The sequence below is a fragment of the Burkholderia sp. SIMBA_051 genome (assembly GCF_046534915.1).
Taxonomy (GTDB): Bacteria; Pseudomonadota; Gammaproteobacteria; order Burkholderiales; family Burkholderiaceae; genus Burkholderia; species Burkholderia ambifaria.
On sequence record NZ_JAWRXS010000001.1, the window covers coordinates 668,702 to 687,252 of the forward strand.

The 18,551-nt window shown below is 64.9% G+C and carries 18 protein-coding genes and 1 tRNA gene; 11 read left to right on the top strand and 8 right to left on the bottom strand.

Annotated elements, in window-relative coordinates:
- Positions 1-37 precede the first annotated feature (37 nt).
- Positions 38-667 (top strand): LysE family translocator, encoded by a 630-nt coding sequence (locus SB771_RS02905; RefSeq protein WP_175659692.1) that lies wholly within the window; start codon positions 38-40, stop codon positions 665-667.
- Positions 668-681: 14 nt separating this feature from the next.
- Positions 682-1,443, top strand: coding sequence for a class I SAM-dependent methyltransferase (locus tag SB771_RS02910; RefSeq protein ID WP_175659693.1), 762 nt, complete (start codon positions 682-684; stop codon positions 1,441-1,443).
- Between the two features lie 24 nt (positions 1,444-1,467).
- On the opposite strand, the gene rtcR is transcribed toward SB771_RS02910, so the two are convergent.
- Positions 1,468-3,084 carry an RNA repair transcriptional activator RtcR gene (gene rtcR, locus SB771_RS02915; RefSeq protein WP_175659694.1) on the bottom strand — a complete coding sequence of 539 codons (1,617 nt, stop codon included), beginning with the start codon at positions 3,082-3,084 and terminating at the stop codon, positions 1,468-1,470.
- 338 nt (positions 3,085-3,422) lie between these two features.
- Here rtcR and SB771_RS02920 point away from each other — a divergent pair.
- The 5 genes from SB771_RS02920 to SB771_RS02940 all read left to right on the top strand — a co-directional run bounded on the left by SB771_RS02920 (position 3,423) and on the right by SB771_RS02940 (position 8,467).
- Positions 3,423-3,495, top strand: a tRNA-Cys gene (locus SB771_RS02920).
- Positions 3,496-3,753: 258 nt separating this feature from the next.
- On the top strand, positions 3,754-4,893 hold the full coding sequence (locus SB771_RS02925; protein WP_175659695.1) for a slipin family protein: 1,140 nt from the start codon (positions 3,754-3,756) through the stop codon (positions 4,891-4,893).
- A gap of 72 nt (positions 4,894-4,965) precedes the next feature.
- A complete protein-coding gene (locus SB771_RS02930) occupies positions 4,966-6,189 on the top strand; it encodes an RtcB family protein (protein ID WP_175659696.1) in 1,224 nt (407 codons plus the stop codon).
- 55 nt (positions 6,190-6,244) lie between these two features.
- On the top strand, positions 6,245-7,057 hold the full coding sequence (locus tag SB771_RS02935; protein ID WP_165752604.1) for a nucleotidyltransferase domain-containing protein: 813 nt from the start codon (positions 6,245-6,247) through the stop codon (positions 7,055-7,057).
- Positions 7,058-7,315: 258 nt separating this feature from the next.
- Positions 7,316-8,467, top strand: a complete 1,152-nt coding sequence (locus SB771_RS02940; protein WP_175659697.1) for a DUF1176 domain-containing protein — start codon at positions 7,316-7,318, stop codon at positions 8,465-8,467.
- Between the two features lie 9 nt (positions 8,468-8,476).
- Here the strand turns inward: SB771_RS02940 and SB771_RS02945 are convergent, their stop codons facing one another.
- Positions 8,477-9,145: an O-methyltransferase gene (locus tag SB771_RS02945; RefSeq protein WP_175659698.1), complete on the bottom strand. Its 669-nt coding sequence runs from the start codon at positions 9,143-9,145 to the stop codon at positions 8,477-8,479.
- Positions 9,146-9,277: 132 nt separating this feature from the next.
- On the opposite strand from SB771_RS02945, the gene SB771_RS02950 reads away from it, so the two are divergent.
- Positions 9,278-10,573, top strand: a complete 1,296-nt coding sequence (locus SB771_RS02950; protein ID WP_175659699.1) for an O-acetylhomoserine aminocarboxypropyltransferase/cysteine synthase family protein — start codon at positions 9,278-9,280, stop codon at positions 10,571-10,573.
- A 471-nt stretch (positions 10,574-11,044) separates the two neighbouring features.
- Here the strand turns inward: SB771_RS02950 and SB771_RS02955 are convergent, their stop codons facing one another.
- Genes SB771_RS02955 through SB771_RS02965 form a run of 3 tightly spaced genes read right to left on the bottom strand, consistent with a single transcriptional unit; the run spans position 11,045 to position 13,498 of the window.
- On the bottom strand, positions 11,045-11,893 hold the full coding sequence (locus SB771_RS02955) for an SDR family oxidoreductase (RefSeq protein ID WP_175659700.1): 849 nt from the start codon (positions 11,891-11,893) through the stop codon (positions 11,045-11,047).
- A 51-nt stretch (positions 11,894-11,944) separates the two neighbouring features.
- A complete protein-coding gene (locus SB771_RS02960) occupies positions 11,945-12,706 on the bottom strand; it encodes an SDR family NAD(P)-dependent oxidoreductase (protein WP_175659701.1) in 762 nt (253 codons plus the stop codon).
- 51 nt (positions 12,707-12,757) lie between these two features.
- Positions 12,758-13,498, bottom strand: coding sequence for an SDR family oxidoreductase (locus SB771_RS02965; protein ID WP_175659702.1), 741 nt, complete (start codon positions 13,496-13,498; stop codon positions 12,758-12,760).
- Between the two features lie 284 nt (positions 13,499-13,782).
- On the opposite strand from SB771_RS02965, the gene SB771_RS02970 reads away from it, so the two are divergent.
- Complete coding sequence (locus SB771_RS02970) at positions 13,783-14,676, top strand: AraC family transcriptional regulator (RefSeq protein WP_175659779.1); 894 nt, start codon at positions 13,783-13,785, stop codon at positions 14,674-14,676.
- 7 nt (positions 14,677-14,683) lie between these two features.
- On the opposite strand, the gene SB771_RS02975 is transcribed toward SB771_RS02970, so the two are convergent.
- The 3 genes from SB771_RS02975 to SB771_RS02985 are packed head-to-tail and all read right to left on the bottom strand — an operon-like array spanning position 14,684 to position 16,500.
- A complete protein-coding gene (locus SB771_RS02975) occupies positions 14,684-15,610 on the bottom strand; it encodes an NADP-dependent oxidoreductase (RefSeq protein ID WP_175659703.1) in 927 nt (308 codons plus the stop codon).
- Positions 15,610-16,038, bottom strand: a complete 429-nt coding sequence (locus SB771_RS02980) for a nuclear transport factor 2 family protein (RefSeq protein ID WP_175659704.1) — start codon at positions 16,036-16,038, stop codon at positions 15,610-15,612. Before SB771_RS02980 ends, SB771_RS02975 begins: the two co-directional genes overlap by 1 nt.
- A gap of 21 nt (positions 16,039-16,059) precedes the next feature.
- Positions 16,060-16,500 (bottom strand): DoxX family protein, encoded by a 441-nt coding sequence (locus SB771_RS02985; protein WP_175659705.1) that lies wholly within the window; start codon positions 16,498-16,500, stop codon positions 16,060-16,062.
- Between the two features lie 92 nt (positions 16,501-16,592).
- Between SB771_RS02985 and SB771_RS02990 the strand changes: the two genes are divergently transcribed.
- Together SB771_RS02990 and SB771_RS02995 are read left to right on the top strand one after the other, a co-directional pair.
- Entirely contained in the window at positions 16,593-17,495 is a 903-nt protein-coding gene (locus tag SB771_RS02990) for a LysR family transcriptional regulator (protein ID WP_175659706.1), read from the top strand.
- Positions 17,496-18,193: 698 nt separating this feature from the next.
- Complete coding sequence (locus SB771_RS02995; RefSeq protein WP_175659708.1) at positions 18,194-18,478, top strand: DUF4148 domain-containing protein; 285 nt, start codon at positions 18,194-18,196, stop codon at positions 18,476-18,478.
- Positions 18,479-18,551 lie beyond the last annotated feature (73 nt).

Here is an 18,551-nt window from a genome sequence, read left to right on the forward strand (position 1 = left end):
CCTCCCCCGCCGCTGCGCCCACCTTGCTGGAGCCGCCATGTTCGACCTGACCACGCTGACCACCTTCACGGCCGTCGTCCTGGGCCTGTTCCTGATCCCCGGCCCCGCCGTGCTGCTCGTGCTGAGCCGCACCGTACAGGGCGGCCGCAAGACCGGCATCCTGACCGGCCTCGGCGTCGCGAGCGGCGATTTCGTGCATACGCTGTTCGCGGCCGTCGGGCTGTCGGCGCTGCTGATGACGTCGGCGCTCGCGTTCAACGTCGTGAAGCTGGTCGGCGCCGCGTACCTGATCTACCTCGGCGTGCGTGCGCTGCTCGACCGGCCGTCGTCCGATCCGTCGCTGCCGAAGGTGTCGGCCGTCACGCCGCTGAAGGCGTACCTGCAGGCGATTCCCGCCGAAGTGCTGAACCCGAAGACCGCGCTGTTCTTCCTCGCGTTCATGCCGCAGTTCGTGCATCCGGAACGCGGCTCGACGTTCGTGCAGTTCGCGGTGCTCGGGCTCATCTTCGTCGTGCTGAGCTCGCTCTATACGACGCTGATCGCGTGCTCGATCCGCCCGCTCGGGCGCGTCGTGAAGCGGCTCGCATGGCTCACGCGCTGGCAGGGGAAGATCATCGGCACGATCTTCATCGCACTCGGGCTGCGCGTCGCGGTGCAGCAGCGCTGACCCGCGCGTTTCGCATGACGTCCGACGCCGCGCCTGCCGGCGAACGCCTCTATACCGAGCCGCGTCTCGTCGCGGTCTACGATCGGTTCAACGCCGGTGATCGCGACTTCACGTTCTACGCATCGCGCATCGGCGCCGCGCGGCAACGGATTCTCGATCTCGGCTGCGGCACCGGCACGTTCGCGCGGCGGCTCGCATCGGCCGGACACAACGTCGTCGCGATCGATCCCGCACCCGCGATGATCGACCATGCGCGACGCCAGCCTGGCGCCGACGCCGTGCACTGGTTCGCATGCGGCCTCGACGGCCTGCCGCCCGGCGCGCCATTCGACGCCGTCGTGATGACCGGGCACGCGTTCCAGTGCCTGCTGACCGACGCGGAGATCGACGCGACGCTGCGCGGCGTGCGGCGCGTGCTAGTCGACGGTGGCCGCTTCCTGTTCGAAACCCGCAACCCGCGTGTCGAGCCGTGGCGTGCGTGGACGCCGCAGGCATCCGTATCCCGGATCGATTCGCCGGAATTCGGCATCGTCGAGCTGCACCACGCGGTGACCGCGGTCGACGGGCCGATCGTGTCGTTCGACACGGTCCACCGCTTTCACCGTGACGATACGCAGGTGAAAAGCTCGAGCCGGCTGCGTTTCATCGCGCAAAGCGAACTGCAAGCGCGGGGCGCGGCCGCCGGTTTCTCGGGCGCCGACTGGTGCGGCGACTGGGACGGCGCGCCGTTCGATGATGCAGTCAGTGCGGAGATCATCGCGATCTGCCGCGTGTGAGCGGTGAATATCGCGGCGGTTCGACTACCTCGCGTCCAGCGCCTCCCGCACACCGTCCCAATCCAGCCCGAACCGCGCGAGATACTTGCGCAGCCGGTCCGCATCGTTCGGCTGCTTCTTGTTCTGCCGCGACACCGCGAACAGCGTGCGCCCGGCCTCCGACAGGCTTGCCGACACGCGGCACACGTCGAGCACGCGTTCAAGCTGCGCGCGGTCGAACAAGTCGAGTTCCGCCGCGCGCCTTCCGAACACGGCGTCGACGTAGCCATCCGACGCGCCCGCGCCGCCCGGTGACGACCACGTGCTCGTCAGCCGCTCGACCTCCTGCTCGGCAATCGCCTCGGTAATCCGCCCTGCATCGGCGAGCGTCGCCATCCGCGTGATCGATGCGGACAATTCCCGGAAGTTGCCGGCCCATGCCGCGCGCGGCGACGCCGCGAACGCGAGATAGCGCCGCTTCGCTTCCACGTTGAACCGCACCTGCTCGCCCTGCTCGCGGCCGAATCGATCGAGCTCGAATTCGAGGTTCGGCTCGATGTCCTCGCGGCGCTCAGCCAACCCCGGCAATTCATACGTCCACAGATTGATCCGCGCATATAAATCCTCGCGGAACGTGCCGGCCGCCACCATCTGCCGCAGGTCGCGATGCGTGCCCGCGATCAGCTCGAAATCGCTGGTCGCCTCGACGTCCGCGCCAACCGGCAGGAAGCGCTTCTCCTCGATCGCCTTCAGCAGCATCGCCTGCTCGTCGAGCCCGAGTTCGCCGATCTCGTCGAGAAACAGCAGGCCGCCGTCCGCCGCGCGCAGCAGGCCCGCACGCGCGGACTGCGCGCCCGTGAACGCTCCCTTCACGTGACCGAACAGCGTCGACATGGCAGCGTCGCCGCGCAGCGTCGCGCAGTTGATCTCGATGAACGGCCCCGCGAGCCGATGGCGGCCGCGCTTCAGCTCGTACACGCGCTTCGCGAGAAACGACTTGCCGGCGCCCGTCGGCCCGACGAGCAGCATCGGCGCGCGCGAGCGCACGGCCACGCGCTCCAGTTGCTCGATCAGCGCGTTGAAACACGCGTTGCGCGTCGCGATGCCGGCCTTCAGGAACGACACCGTTTCGTCGCGCTCGCGCGTGAAGCGCTGCGCGATCCGGTTGTAGCGCGACAGGTCGAGATCGATCACCGACACCGTGCCGGGGCCGCTCGGCCCTTCGTCGGTCTGCTTCGGCGGCCCCGTCTGCACGAGACGCGCGGGCAGGTAACGCGCTTCCGCGAGCAGGAACCAGCAGATCTGCGCGACGTGCGTGCCCGTCGTGATGTGGACCACGTAGTCCTCGCGGTCCAGATCGAACGGATAGGCGCGCGCGAAGTCGTGCAGCGTCGCGTAGACCTCCTCGAAATCCCACGGATCGCGAATCGTGACCGGCGTGAGCCGCACCTCGGTATCCGGCGACAGATGCGCGAGATCGTCGCGCACCTGATTGGCGAGGCGCGTGTGGCCCGGCGAATGCAGCAGCTCGAGCCGGTCGATCGCGAAGTCCGGCTGCATGCAGAGCGACACGGTCGGCCGCCACTTGCGGTAACGGCGCGGCGCGCGGCCGCCCTGGTCGAGCACGGTGCCGAGAAAGCCGATGGCGACGGTCTTGCGCATGTTTATCTCATGGGATAAGAAGCGATCCGATTGTATCGGAATTGGATGAGGAGTGGACGCCGGCGCATTCCGCAGGCGCCGACGAAAAATCAAAAAATTATTCTTTTATTTCAAAGGTTTGATGGAATTTTCCGTCACCCATCCAGCCTACTGGCACGCTCCTCGCTAAATAGAAGGTGCCGGATGTCCCGCTGGCCCCCGAGCCAGGGTTCACAAAGCCCTGCTGGTGCGCCGCCGCCGAACCTCGTTCGTCGCGGTCGCGCATGCCGCCATGGACAGACGAAGGCAAACGGGCGCGTATTGGAACTTCGCCCGGGTTCGAATCCCGGGGCGCCCTCCGTTCGGTAGCTCATTCGGGTAGAGCAGCCGGCGCAAGCCGGTGTGTAGCGGGTTCGAATCCCGCTCGAACACTGTCCGGAAGGACAGTCTATTGATAGAAGCAGTACCCGCCGGTGCGGGCCGACAGGCCCGCCGCGCGTCGGACCGGTTGCGGTTCCGCGCGATCGGCCGGGCGGCCGGACGGCCCGCGCGAATGCGCACGACGACGCGATGCAGGATGCGTCGCCGCGTGCGGCCGCGCCGGACCTCCGCGCCGCCCGCCCGATCGCGTCGCACCCCGATCCGTGCGATGCGTGTCGCCCGGCGGCCATTGAAGAAAAGGACAAGAATATGTGGAAGCGTCATGTGGTGAAAAAGAACGAACGCGCGCTGCTGATGAATGAGGGCGATTTCGTGAAGGTGCTCGAACCGGGTGTGTTCAAGGCCTTCGATCCGTTCAAGCGTCTGTCGGTGCAGACCGCGCGTCTCGACGCGCCGCTCGCCGATGCCGCGCTGGCCGACTACCTGCGTCACGACGCACCGGACGTGCTCGCGCACTACTTCGTCGCAATGGATCTGGGCGACGACGAAGCTGGCCTGCGTTACGAAGACGACGTGCTCGTCGAAATCTTGCCGCCCGGCACGCGCCGGCTGTACTGGCGCGGCCCGATCGCGCACCGGCTGGAGCGCGTCGATCTTGCGCAGGACAGCACGCTGCCGGCCGCGCTCGCGAAGCGCATCGCGCAACCGGCGCTGCGTGCGCGCGGCGTGGCGGGCCTGACGGGCGTGCTGCTGGCGCAGGTGCCGGCGTATCACGTCGGTGTGCTGAAGATCGACGGCAAGATCGAGCGGCTGCTCGAACCGGGCGTTGCAGCGTACTGGCGCTTCAACCGCGACGTCGCGGTCGAACTCGTCGACCTGCGTTTGCAGGCACTCGAAGTCGGCGGACAGGAAATCCTGACACGCGACAAGGTCGCGCTGCGGCTGAACCTGTCGGCGACGTGGTGCTATGCGGACGTGCTGCATGCGTTCGGCCAGCTGCAGAAACCGGTCGAGCACCTGTATCGCGAGTTGCAGTTCGCGCTGCGTGCGGCCGTCGGCACGCGCTCGCTCGACGAACTGCTGGAGGACAAGCAGGCGATCGACGACGTCGTGATCGCGCAGGTGCGCACACGGCTCGCGCAATCCGGCGTGGACGTGCGCAGCGTCGGCGTGAAGGATATCGTGCTGCCGGGCGACATGAAGACGATCCTCGCGCAGGTGGTCGAAGCCGAAAAGGCCGCGCAGGCGAACGTGATTCGCCGCCGCGAGGAAACGGCGGCCACGCGTTCGCTGCTGAACACCGCGAAGGTGATGGAAGAAAACCCGACCGCGCTGCGGCTCAAGGAGCTGGAAACGCTCGAGCGCGTCGCGGAACGGATCGACCGCATCTCGGTGTTCGGCGGCCTCGATCAGGTGCTGAACGGACTCGTCAGCATCAAGGGCGCGTGATGGATGAACCGGCGCGGCGCATGCGTGCCGCGCCGGACGAATGAACGAATGAACGAATGAATGGTGATGCAAATGAGTAACGACGATTTTCAGGTAATGGAACTAGCGAACGGCAAGCCGGTGAAGATGTGGACGCAAGGTGTCGCTGTCGAGGACGAAGCGCGCACGCAGCTGCGCAACACCGCGCAGATGCCGTTCATCTTCAGGCACGTCGCGGTGATGCCGGACGTCCACCTCGGCAAGGGCTCGACGATCGGCAGCGTGATCCCGACGAAGGGCGCGATCATTCCGGCCGCGGTCGGCGTCGACATCGGCTGCGGGATGATGGCCGCACGCACGACGCTCACCGCCGCTGACCTGCCGGACTCGCTCGGCGCGCTGCGCAGCGCGATCGAACGCGCGGTGCCGCACGGCCGCGCGCCGGGCCGTCGCGATCCGGGCGCCTGGGGCGACCGCACGCCGGCCGCCGTGACCGAATCGTGGAAGTCGCTGGTGCCGGGCTTCAAGCGCATCGTCGACAAGTATCCGAAGCTGGAAAAGACGAACCACTACGCGCATCTCGGCACGCTCGGCACCGGCAACCACTTCATCGAGGTGTGCATCGACGAAGCGGACCACGTGTGGTTCATGCTGCACAGCGGCTCGCGTGGCGTCGGCAATGCGATCGGCAGCCTGTTCATCGAACTCGCGCAGGCCGACATGCGGCAGCACATCGCGAACCTGCCGGATCGCAACCTCGCGTATTTCACCGAGGGCAGCCGGCACTTCGACGATTACGTCGAAGCGGTCGGCTGGGCGCAGGACTACGCGCGGCGCAACCGGCAGGCCATGATGGAGGCGGTGATCTGCGCGGCGCGCAGCGTGATCGCGAAGCCGTTCTCGGTCGACGAGCACGCGGTGAACTGCCACCACAACTACGTGCAGCGCGAACGCCACTTCGGCGAGGACGTGCTCGTGACGCGCAAGGGCGCGGTGTCGGCGCAGAAGGGGCAGCTCGGGATCATTCCGGGCTCGATGGGTGCGAAGAGCTTCATCGTGCGCGGGCTCGGCAACCCGGAAAGCTTCTGCTCGTGCAGCCACGGCGCGGGCCGGACGATGAGCCGTACGGAAGCAAAGCGCCGCTTCACGGTCGATGATCAGGCGAACGCGACGCGCGGCGTCGAATGCCGGAAGGACGCGGGCGTCATCGACGAAATCCCGATGGCCTACAAGGACATCGACGCGGTGATGGCGGCCCAGCGCAGCCTCGTCGAAGTGGTGCATACGCTGCGGCAGGTGGTGTGCGTGAAAGGATAGTGCGGTGCGCGGCCGTGGGCCGGCGGCCGCGCACAACGAAAAGGAAACGACAACAATGAAAACGGAAAAATTGACACCCGTGCGAAGCGCGCACCCGGTCGATCCGGCCGTACGGGCGCGCGTGATGGCGGAACTTGCGGAAGTCGAACGCCGCCACGACGTGAGCGTGCTGTTCGCGTGCGAATCGGGCAGCCGCGGCTGGGGCTTCGCGTCGCCGGACAGCGATTACGACGTGCGCTTCGTGTATGCGCATCGACGCGATTGGTACCTGAGCGTCGAACCGCAACGCGACGTGATCGAGCGGCCGCTCGACGACGAGCTCGACGTCAGCGGCTGGGAGCTGCGCAAGGCGCTGCAGCTGCTGCGCCGCTCGAACCCGACGCTGCTCGAATGGCTCGACTCGCCTGTCGTATATCGCGAAGATGCGCGCTGGGCGCCACGGCTCAGGTCGCTGGCGTCGGCGTTCTTCTCGCCGGTGCGTGGGCGTCACCACTACCTCGCGATGGCGAAGAAGAACTTTCGCGGCTACCTGCAAGGCGACACGGTGCGCTACAAGAAGTACCTGTACGTGCTGCGGCCGCTGCTCGCGGTGCGCTGGATCGACATGGGGCTCGGGATGCCGCCGATGCGCTTCGCCGATCTCGTCGCCGGCACCGTGCATGAGCCGGCGGTGCGCGCGGAGCTCGACGCGTTGCTCGCGCTGAAGATGAGCGCGAACGAAAGCGAATACGGGCCGCGCCGGCCGGCGATCCACGCGCTCGTCGAGACGATGCTCGCCGATGCCGAACACGATCGCGAGTACAAGCGGCCGTGGGGCGACGTGGCAATGCTCGATGCGTTCCTGCGTGACGTGGTTGACGGTCGATGAAAAGGGAATGGCGCGATGCCGGCGGGCGTCGCGCCGTTTTCGCATTTGGACTCGTCCGACCAATGCAGCCCCGCAACATACGTGCCTGCACACTACGCGTCGTCGCCGCGATCGCAGCCCATTGCGGCGGTATACTCGATGCCGTTCGGTCAAGCGCGCCGCCGCATGCGCCGCAGCCTTCGACGTGCCCCGCTTGCTGACGATGCGCTTGCACTCCGACATCTTCCGCCCGTCCATCCATAGTCGATACGAACCGTCATGTCGCACCGCCTTTCGCTCGCCGTCGCCGCCCTCCTCGCCGTTTCGCCGATCGTGGCCCAGGCTCGTCCGCTCACGCGGCCGCCGGTCGAGCGCGACTTCAAGAACTGGTCGGTCGTCTGCGACAACGGCAACCGTTGCATTGCCGAAAGCGATAGCGACGAAATCAATGACGCACGCTCCCGTCTCATCCTGCGCGTGACGCGCGACGCCGGCCCGGACGCGCAAGCATCGCTCGACATTTACGCGTCGGCGCCGCTGGACCTGCACACCGCACGCGCGGACGGCCGCCCGTTCGATGCAATGGCGGCCCAATGGCATGCATCGGGCGGCAAACCCGATGGTGACGACCCATACCCGTTCCGGGTTCGGACCAATGATCCTGCAACGGTTGCCGCATGGCTCAGCGCGTCGCGCAATGCGCAGTTGCTGAGCTTCGGCGATTCGGCGTCGGCACAAACCACACGCATGCCGTTGGCGGGCTTGAATGCTGCGTTGCTGCTGATCGACGACACGCAGGGCCGCGTCGGCACCGTCACGGCGCTGCTGCGCCCGGGCAACCGGCCCGCGTCTTCGGTGCCGGCCGCGCCGGCACTGCCGCCCGCGGTCACACCGGCGCCGGCCGTCGCCAACCTGTCGGCCGTCGAGCAGCGCCCGCTCGTCGACGCGGTGCTCGCGAAGTTCGGCGGCGACGTGAAGCAATGCGCGGCCGATGTCGAAGACGAAATGTCGGCAAGCGACCGCAGGAAAGCGTCGCGCGCGGTGGCGATCTCGACCGACGAAGCGCTGGTCGCGATACCGTGCCAGACCAGCAGCATGTATAACCACACCGACCTGTGGTATCGCGTGCGACGGACGGCACCATTCACGCCGACAGCGATGAATTTCGGCGAGAACGCGAACGCGGGACTTGATCCGGCGTCGTTCGCGAACGAGCTGACCGAGGCCGGCTATGACCGCACCAGCGCGACGCTGTCGAGCAAGGTCAGGCTGCGCAATGCCGGCGATTGCGGCTCGACCGCATCGTGGATCTTCGACGGCCGACGCTTCCTGCTCAACGACATCGCCACGCATGGCACGTGCAACGGCCTGCTCGACGATCAATGGCCACGCCTGTATCGACGTGCCGATGCGGCAGCAAGCCCGCGCTGACGCGTCACGTCACGCGCCGACGATCGAGATCGAGAACCCGTCCCAACCCTTCTGCCCGACCGTCTGCACGGCCGTCGTCGTGAGGTTCGGCTCGGCCACGAGACGCGCGAACCCGTCGCGCACGCCGACCACGTCGGGCTCGCGATTGTCCGGATCCGCCACGCGGCCGCAACGCACGACGTTGTCGACGACGATCACCGTGCCGGGCCGCGACAGCTTCAGCGCCGCGTCGAGATAGACCGGGTTGCTGTCCTTGTCGGCATCGATGAAGATGAAATCGAACGGCGCTTCACCCGCATCGACGAGCCGCGCGAGGCTGTCCTTCGCGCTGCCGACCACCACCGTCACGACCTCCGCGAACCCGGCACGCGCGATGTTCGCCGTCGCGACCTTCGCATGCTGTGGGTTCAGTTCGAGCGTCACGAGCGTGCCGCCCGGCGGCAACGCGCGCGCGAGCCAGATCGTGCTGTAGCCGCCGAGCGTGCCGATCTCGAGAATCCGGCGCGCACCGCGGATCGTCGCGAGCAGTTGCAGCAGCTTGCCCTGGTTCGGCGCGACGTTGATCGCGGGCAGCCCGGCCGCGTCGCTCGCCGCCAGCGCCGCGTCGAGCACGTCGTCGGACGGCACGAGCGTCGCGGAGAAATACGCATCCACCTGGTTCCAACGATCCTGACTCATCGCGCACCCCTTGTTTGCAGAAAAGGCATTTTATGCGCCGCGCCACCATAAGCAACAAACCAATCGTTCTAAGGGTAGCCGCGCACGTCCTCCTATAATCGCTCGACCACCACAACAACAGACGGAGCACCCATGACCGATCAGGCCGCATCGAACTGGCGCCTCGAAACCATCGCCGTGCACGGCGGTTATCGCCCCGACCCGACCACGCGCGCGGTCGCGGTGCCGATCTACCAGACCGTTGCGTACGCATTCGACGACACGCAGCACGGCGCCGACCTGTTCGACCTGAAGGTCCAGGGCAACATCTACACGCGCATCATGAACCCGACGACGGACGTGCTCGAGCAGCGGATCGCCGCGCTCGAGGGCGGCATCGGCGCACTCGCGCTGGCGTCGGGCCAGGCGGCCGTCACGTATGCGATCCAGACGATCGCGGAAGCCGGCGACAACATCGTGTCCGCCAGTTCGCTGTACGGCGGCACCTACAACCTGTTCGCGCATACGCTGCCGCAATACGGGATCACGACGCGCTTCGCCGATCCGCGCGACCCCGCATCGTTCGAGCCGCTGATCGACGCGCGCACGAAGGCGATCTTCGCGGAATCGGTCGGCAACCCGCTTGGCAACGTGACCGACATCGCCGCGCTCGCCGACATCGCGCATCGCCACGGAATCCCGCTGATCGTCGACAACACGGTGCCGTCGCCGTACCTGCTGCGCCCGTTCGAACATGGCGCGGACATCGTCGTGCACTCGCTGACGAAGTATCTCGGCGGCCACGGCACGAGCCTGGGCGGCGCGATCGTCGATTCGGGCAAGTTCCCGTGGACGCAGCACGCGGACCGCTTCAAGCGGCTCAACGAGCCCGACGTCAGCTATCACGGCGTCGTCTACACGGAAGCGTTCGGGCAGGCCGCCTATATCGGCCGCGCGCGCGTCGTGCCGCTGCGCAACATGGGCGCGGCGATCTCGCCGTTCAACGCGTTCCAGATCCTGCAGGGCATCGAGACGCTCGCGCTGCGCGTCGAGCGCATCAGCGACAACGCGCTGAAGATCGCGCAGCATCTCGCGCGCCACGAAAACGTCGAATGGGTGAACTACGCGGGACTGCCCGATCACCCAGACCATCCGCTCGTCGCGCGCTACCTGTCGGGCCGCGCGCCCGGCATCCTGACCTTCGGCGTGAAGGGCGGCCGTGACGGCGGCGCGAAGTTCCAGGACGCGCTGAAGCTGTTCACGCGGCTCGTCAACATCGGCGACACGAAGTCGCTCGCCACGCATCCAGCCTCGACGACGCACCGCCAGCTATCGCCCGCCGAACTCGCGAAGGCCGGCGTGAAGGAGGAAACCGTGCGGCTGTCGATCGGCATCGAGCATATCGACGACCTGCTCGCCGACCTCGATCAGGCGCTCGCGCAGGTATGACGCGAGGCGGGCGTGCTGAGGCGCCCGCTTTCGATTAATGCGACGACAGTTTCGTCACCGATCGAAGACGAAGCACGCGAGTCGCACCGCGACGCATTCGCCCGTGCATGACAAAAATTTCATGTTCCGATCAGCTTCGCGATGGGTCGTTTCTATACGATCGACAAGGTGACGGGCAATGCCCGTTACACCCACGCAAGCGATTCGCTGCCGCACGGCACGAACACGCGTTAGGCCCGGACACGTGAAGTGCCGGGCCTTTTTTTGTTCATCGCGGATTACGGGGGGAACGCAGGGGAGGAACGTCGGCGTTCGGCCAATTTGAGACATATCGCTGCGCTCTTCGAATGTCGCATTTTGGCCGACACCGTCATTGGGAGACCCGAGCGGGTACATGCTCAAAGCGCACCGTTCCTTTTTCCGGATTCGGGAAAAAAGTCCCGGGCAAAGCCGGGACATGGGCGCCATTGATCAATCTGCGAAATCGGTGGCTTCGGACGCCCCCCTCCACGTGTCGAGATCCCTTGCGACGGCGCTCGCCTTCGCCGCCGCAAGTTCATTGGCGATCTTGCCGGCGAAAAGATGCAGCGGCGCCGTTTCCACAGTGGCGGCCTGGATGATCAGGAGGGCAAGCTTGTCCGGGTCGCCTGCCTGATGGCCATGCAACGTATCGAGATGCAGGTCCAGCGAAGCCTTCGCCTCCGCGTAGTCGTCGATCTGGCGCTTGGCTACCGCCAGAGCACCGTTCGACAGAAAGTCCGTGCGCACGGGGCCCGGATACACCACCGTCGCGCGGATACCCAGTTCGGCAACTTCTGCCGCGAGGGATTCCGTCAGGCCCGATAGCGCGAACTTGCTGGCAACGTAGCTGCCCCACCCCGCATACCCGCCCTGGTAGCCGACAATGGAAGAGATGTTGATAATGTGTCCACTGCGCTGGCGGCGAAGCTGCGGCAGCGCATGGCGCAGAACAGCCATGGGCGCGAAGAAGTTGACCTCGAAATTGCGGCGCAGCTCTTCGTCCGACAAGGCTTCGACGGTACCTTGCTGGGCGTAGCCGGCATTGTTCACGACTACGTCGATGGCGCCGAACCATTGCACAGTCTTCTCGATCGCCTGCTGCACACTGCGATCATTGGTCAAATCGACCTCCAAAGGTAGAAAGCGGTCGGATGCCTCACCGAACGTCTCTGTCAGCGAAGCTGCCGAGCGCGAGGTTGCCGCCACCCGATGGCCTTGTTCCAGCAAATGCGTAACGAGTTTCTGGCCGACGCCCTTCGATGCGCCGGTGATGAACCAAATGGGGGATGCCCGTTTCATGATGGAAATTCCTTGAGTCAGTACAAAAATGGGTTGCGGAGTGAATGGTCTTCAGGGCAAGGCCACGCTCATGCCACCGTCGGCCATAACCACGGCGCCGACAATAAAGCTGGCCTTCTCCGATGCGAGAAAAGCGATAACCTCCGCAATTTCCTTGGGCTGCGCCGCACGGCGGATTGGCGCCTTCTTGCCATGCTCGGCCAGGAACGCCTGGCCGTCGGCATGGATGTGGTTGGTAATGTTGGTGATGACATCGCCAGAGCCCACCGCATTGACGCGAATACCATGCTCGATGGCTTCCAGCGAGAGGGCGCGCGTCAACTGCGCCAGCGCCCCCTTCGACGCCGCATACGCTGCAATGAGCGGAAAAGCCTGATAGCAGGCGTAGGAGCCCACGTTGACGATGGCACCCGTCTTTGCCGGCACCATGACGCGCATGGCCTCACGGGAGAACAGAAACGCGCCGGTGGCATTGACGGACTGGATGCCATTCCAGTCTTCCAGCGACATATCGACCAGCGGCTTGTTGATGATGACCGCCGCGTTGTTGACCAGGATGTCGAGCTTGCCGAACCGCTCGATTGCCGTGGCAACGGCCCGCACGGCGCTTTCCTCTCGCGCTACATCGGCAACGATGGGAACGATGCCCGGCCGCGCCAGCGCTTCCACGTTGGCGCTGCGCCCAACGGCAATCACGTTTGCGCCTTCGGCGTGGAACAGTTCCGTGGTAGCCAGTCCAATGCCGCTGGCTGCACCGGTCACGATGGCGACCTTGCCTGCAAAGGCGCCGCTTGCTGTGTTGCGTGTCGTCATGAATATTCTCCTGACAGGATTGCTTACTGAATGCTTGCTCGGTGGGATGGATCAGAACGGGCTGGCGGTTGGCCGTACCACGATCTCGCTGACGTCGACTTCGGCGGGCTGCTCCACTGCGTACGCAATGGCGCGTGCGATGGCGTCGGGCGTGATGGCAATGCGACGGAACTCCTGCATGGCACTGCGCGCGGTGTCGTCGGAAATAGAGTCGGCCAGTTCGGATTCCACAACGCCGGGGCAAATCACCGTCACGCGGATCTTGTCGGTTTCCTGACGCAGCCCATCGGAGATAGCGCGTACGGCGAACTTGGTAGCGCAGTACACTGCGGCAGTCGGCGACACGGAGAGCCCGCCAATCGACGAAATATTGATGATCTGCCCTCGCCCTTGCGCTTCCATCGTGGGCAGCACGGCGGCGATGCCGTGCAGTACGCCACGGATGTTCACATCGATCATCCGGTTCCACTCGCCGACCTTCAGGGCGTTGAGCGGCGAAAGCGGCATCACGCCGGCGTTGTTGACCAGCACATCGATACTGCCGAAGGCATCGAGCGCGAACCGCGCGAATGCGGCCACATCATCGGCCGAGGTCACGTCGAGTTCGCGGTAACGAACGATACCGCCGGACGATTCGATCGATTGCGCCAGCTCGGCCAGCCTGTCGGTGCGGCGTGCACCGATGACGAGCCGGTGTCCTTGCCTGGCAAGCAATCGGGCGGCGCCCTCGCCAATGCCGCTGCTGGCGCCGGTGATCAGAATGACTTTCGATTCGTTGGTGAAGCTTGTCATCTTGCATACTCCTATTGTTGGTTCGGGTCCGGCCGGGCGGGGTCGTGCTGTGCGTGGCACGCCTCGCAGCCGCGTTTTGGCCTTCAATGAAGTGGTATGGTTCGTTGGCCGGTGAGGGAATGATAGGGATGGCCTACCTGTTGGCGAATACACGGACCGATGCCGTTATTGCCTATTCCTATCGACCTGGCTGGTACAGCGGGAGAGGCGCGGCTAGAATGGCGACTGTCGGCAAACAACAGGAGACTGCGGTGTCGAAGGTCCGCTCCCCCGCTTCCGTCAAGATGGTTCGTCTGATCGAGAAACTGGCGCCCAACGAGGGCTACACACAGTCGACGCTCGACAGCGTTCGACTGATGCGCTCGGACCGTCCCCTTGGGCGCACGCCGGTGCTGTACGAACCGAGCATCGTGATCGTGTGCCAGGGCCGCAAGCTGGGCTTCCTGGGCAATGAGGTCTATGTCTACGACGCACAGCACTATCTGGTGCTGTCCGTACCGTTGCCGTTTTCCACGGAAACCCAGGCTACGCCAGAAGAACCCATGTTGGCGGTGTCCATCCGTCTGGACCTCATCGAACTCAGCGAGCTGATCACGCAGATCGGTGCCGCAGCACATCAGCCTGAAGCGCAGCCGAACGGCATGGTGTCCACGCAACTGGAGGAGAATCTGGCCGGCGCAACCGTCAGGCTGCTGGAGGCACTAACGGTGCCGATGGATGCCCAGATTCTGGGTCCAAGCCTGGTGCGGGAAATCTGCTACCGCGTGTTGACGGGGGCACAGGGCAGTGCAATGCGTGCCGCCCTTGCCCATCACGGGCGCTTCGGCCGTGTCGCGAGAGCGCTGAAGCGCATCCATACGGACTACGCGTCGCCCCTGAATGTGACACGCCTGGCTGAAGAAGCCGGCATGAGCGTGCCAGCCTTTCACGCCAACTTCCGAACGGTGACCCACACTTCGCCAATCCAGTACATCAAGTCCACCCGCCTTCATCACGCGCGCCTGATGATGATTCGCGACGGCGTCACCGCTGCGGCTGCAGCGGGACGCGTCGGTTACGAGAGCACTTCGCAGTTCAGCAGGGAATTCAAGCGGCTTTTCGGGCGAACGCCGATGGAAGAAGCACGCGACATGCGTGAGTCCTTCACGCTCTCGCCAGCGGTGCGATTTGCCGCTTAGGCGAGCGCTACCGGGCCACGTCCACAACGATCTTGCCTCTTACGTGGCCGCCCTTGCTGTGGTGAAGCGCCTGGCCGACGTCCGAAAGCCCAAAGACCGAATCGATATGGGCACGCAGATCGCCCGACGCATGGAGCGTCGCGAGGTGCCCGAGCTGCGTCGCGTCGCTACGCGTGGCGAAGTGTCTGCCGGTTGCCTGGGCGGCTTTGGCGCGCGCTGCATCGGGTCTGGCGACCGTCGACACCAACGTGCCGCCCGGTTTCAGTACGGACCATGATTTCTCCTGGGTTTCGCCGCCGATCAGATCCAGCACAAGATCCACCATCGAGACACGCTCGGCGAAATCCTCCGTGCGGTAATCAACGAAGGCATCAGCGCCTAAACTTTCCACGTATTGGCGGCTCGCGCCGGAGCCCGTGCCGATCACGCGGGCACCGGCCAGCCTGGCAAGCTGCACGGCTGCACTGCCGACGCCGCCTGCCGCACCGTGAATAAGGATGGATTGGCCAGGTTGCAAGACACCATGCTCGTGCAGCGCCTGCCATGCCGTCAACGTCGCCGCGGGAATCGCGGCGGCGTCTGTGAAAGCCAGGGACGCGGGCTTGCGTGCCAGCCGGGTTGCCTCCACCACGGCGCGCGTGGCGAAGGCGCCGACGATGCCGATGAATCCCATCACCTCATCCCCCGGCTTCAGCGTGGTCACGTTGCGCCCGACGGCGATGACGGTCCCTGCTGCGTCCACGCCCGGCGTGAACGGCAACGGCAGCGGGATGGAAGCCTGCATGGCGCCGCTTACGATTTTCCAGTCAATGGGATTGACCGACGCGGCGGCAACGTCGATCAAGACTTCGTTGTCGCCCGGTACGGGATCGTCCGCCTCGACCAGCGTCATGCCGTCGGGGCTGCCGTACGCAGATACGTGGATGGCTTTCATCAGATGCTCCTGGAAGCGACGCCCACTACAGGGGCGTCGAGGGCAAGGGCTGCCTGAACCGGGTCGAAATACTCGCGCAGATGCACGATACGACCGTCGCGGGCAGTCAGAAACACGACATACTCCTGGCGGTAGGTGCGGCCGGTCGCCGCGATCACGCCCTCTCCACGCACCCGTGCAATCGCATGCTGCGGGTCGTCCGTCGCAGTCACGATGGCATCGGAGAAGCGAAAGTTCCTGACTGCTCCCACGAACCAGCTCGCATGCCGCAGCACAGATTCGCGTCCTTCGAGTTTCAGCGGATGACCCAGGCTTGGTGCGTACGGCAGATCCCAGACGATGCTGTCGGAGATCAGTTCCCGCCATTGCTCCGGCTTGTCGACCAGGAACTGGAGATGTTGCTCCAGAAGCGTTGTGGCAATGCTCATGATGTCTTCTCCTGCGATGTATCAGGCGACAACGCGCTTGGCCGGCGCGCGACGGTTGTCCAGGCTGAATGCGCCGGCGCCGAACGCGACCACCTGCAGGAGACCACCGGCCATCGCCAGGTTCTTCAGGAAATGGAACATCTGGTTCTGGTCAGCGAGCGCGTGGTGAAAGATCAGCGCCGTCACGACAGCGTAGGCTGCGAGCAAGAGAGCCACCACGCGCGTCTTGTAGCCAATGACCAGGAGCGTGGCGCCCGCCAGTTCCAGCACCAGTGCGCCAATCAGTCCGAGCGCTGGCGCGGGAAGACCCAGCGATCCGATATAGGCCATCGTCGCGTCAGGGGCCATCAGCTTGCCGAAGCCGCTGATGAAGAAGATGGCCGCGATGAGGGTGCGGCCCACGAGGGGAATGGCGGAGGGTTCGTCCAGCGAGGTGTTCAGGTTCGAGTTCATGGTGTTCATCCTTTCAAAGAGTGGATGAACGAAGCGTAAAGATTTGACACCTATCCAGGTAGCCTATATTTTTAGATTCAATCCATCTACTACATAGATACATGCTCGACGCCGTCTCGCTGGACCAGATCCGCACCTTCATCGCCGCCGCCGACGAAGGCAGTTTCTCCGCCGCCGGCCGCAAACTCGGGCGAGCGCAGTCCGTGGTCAGCCATACGCTGGCCAACCTGGAAGGCCAGCTTGGCGTGCAGCTCTTCGATCGCACGGGACGGTATCCCAGGCTGACGGACGAAGGATCGGCCCTGCTGGCACAGGCGCGACTGGTGGTAGGTGGCATGGACGGGTTCAAGGCGAAGGCGCGGGCAATGTTCGAGGGCCTCGAGCCGGAGTTGTCCGTGGTGGTGGACGTCATGTATCCGATGGCATCGTTGACCGACGCAGTCGGTGCGTTCCGAAGCGAGTTTCCGCATACACCCTTGCGGCTTTACGTCGAAGCGCTTGGCGCCGTCATGCAGCCGGTACTGGCCCAGACATGCCGGCTCGGCATCAGTGGCTCGATGCCATCGGTGCCAGACATTCTCGATGCCGAAAAACTGCTGGATGTGCCAATGATGACGGTCGCGGCCGCGTCCCATCCTCTGGCGTCAAAGCATCGGATCCTCCGGCCCGCCGATCTCGAGGCGCACGTGCAGCTTGTGCTGACAGACCGCACGACCCTGACGGAAGGCACGACTTTCGGCGTTTTCTCACCGCAGATATGGCGCCTTGCCGACCTGGGGGCCAAGCACGCCTTCCTGCGAGCTGGCTTTGGATGGGGCCATATGCCGGTAGCCATGGTTCAGGACGATCTGGATTCCGGCAAGCTCGTGCCCTTGCGGCTTGAAGCGTTCCAGCCACATACACCGCCCATCGCCATGTTTGCAGTCTTCAGGAAGGACACACCGCCCGGCCCTGCCGGAAGGTGGTTACTCAAGCGACTGGGAAACGCACGCGATACCCACTAGCGCGAAGCAACTGGAGAAGGATTAGGTCTCCTACTCATCCGATTTCGGCCACATACGGTGGCGACATGACGGACCGAGATGGGTCGGCAAGCGACGTCTACGGAAATCCACGAAGAACTTTTTTGCATGGTCTTTCACGCGGCTGCGGTATTCAGCGCGCGACGTTGCGCCGCGGAAACAGGCACGGGTGCGTCTTCACGTACAGGTTCGGATTGCCGCAGCGATACCCCGCGTAGTCGATCTGCTCGCCTGGCATCAACTCGCCGGCGACGGGCTTTGCTTTTGGCGCGCTGGTCGATGCGGCCGGTCCGGTGCCTGGGCGCACCGACGCGTAGCCTGCGAAAAGCGGGACCAGCTGCATGACGCGGCGCGACGAGCGGACAGACAGGCGATTCATTAGGCGAACGAATGGAAGAGTCGTGACGGGCCCGTCCGCTGTCGAGACTCTCGCGGCGAACGATGCGCATGCCAGCGGCCGGATCGCATATCGGCGGCAATGCGCTCGACATGTCCGCCGCTGGTTGACTGCATGTTCCGCTTTGATCCCGTCGCTTGCATGACCCGAACATGACGATTGCGTCACGCGGGCCATCGCGCAATCTGACGCACTTTTCATCTTCCGATCACGGTCACGCCCGGCTGCTTTCGCATACTGAATGCATGGATCGCCACCCGGCGGCCTCATCAAGGAGAGCTCCATGAAAACGACAAAACTCGCGGCCCTGTTCATCACCGCCACGCTGTCGCTCGGCATCACCACGCAAGCCCCGTTCGCGCAAACGCAAACGCAGGGCAAGACCCGCACGGAAGTCATCAACGAGCTGAAGCAGGCGCAACACGACGGTGTGGTGCCGACGAGCAAGACGCAGTACCCGCCGACCACCGAGATGGTCGCGCGCAACAAGGAACTTCATGTGATTTCGATGCATGCCGGCGAGAAGACGCCGCAGGCAGACCATCACGACAGCCTCGCGACCCGCTGATGCCGGTCAGGCGCGTGAGCTGCCCGGCGATCGCGGGCAGCGTCCCGCGCCGGAGATCAGGCAGGTTCAGTGA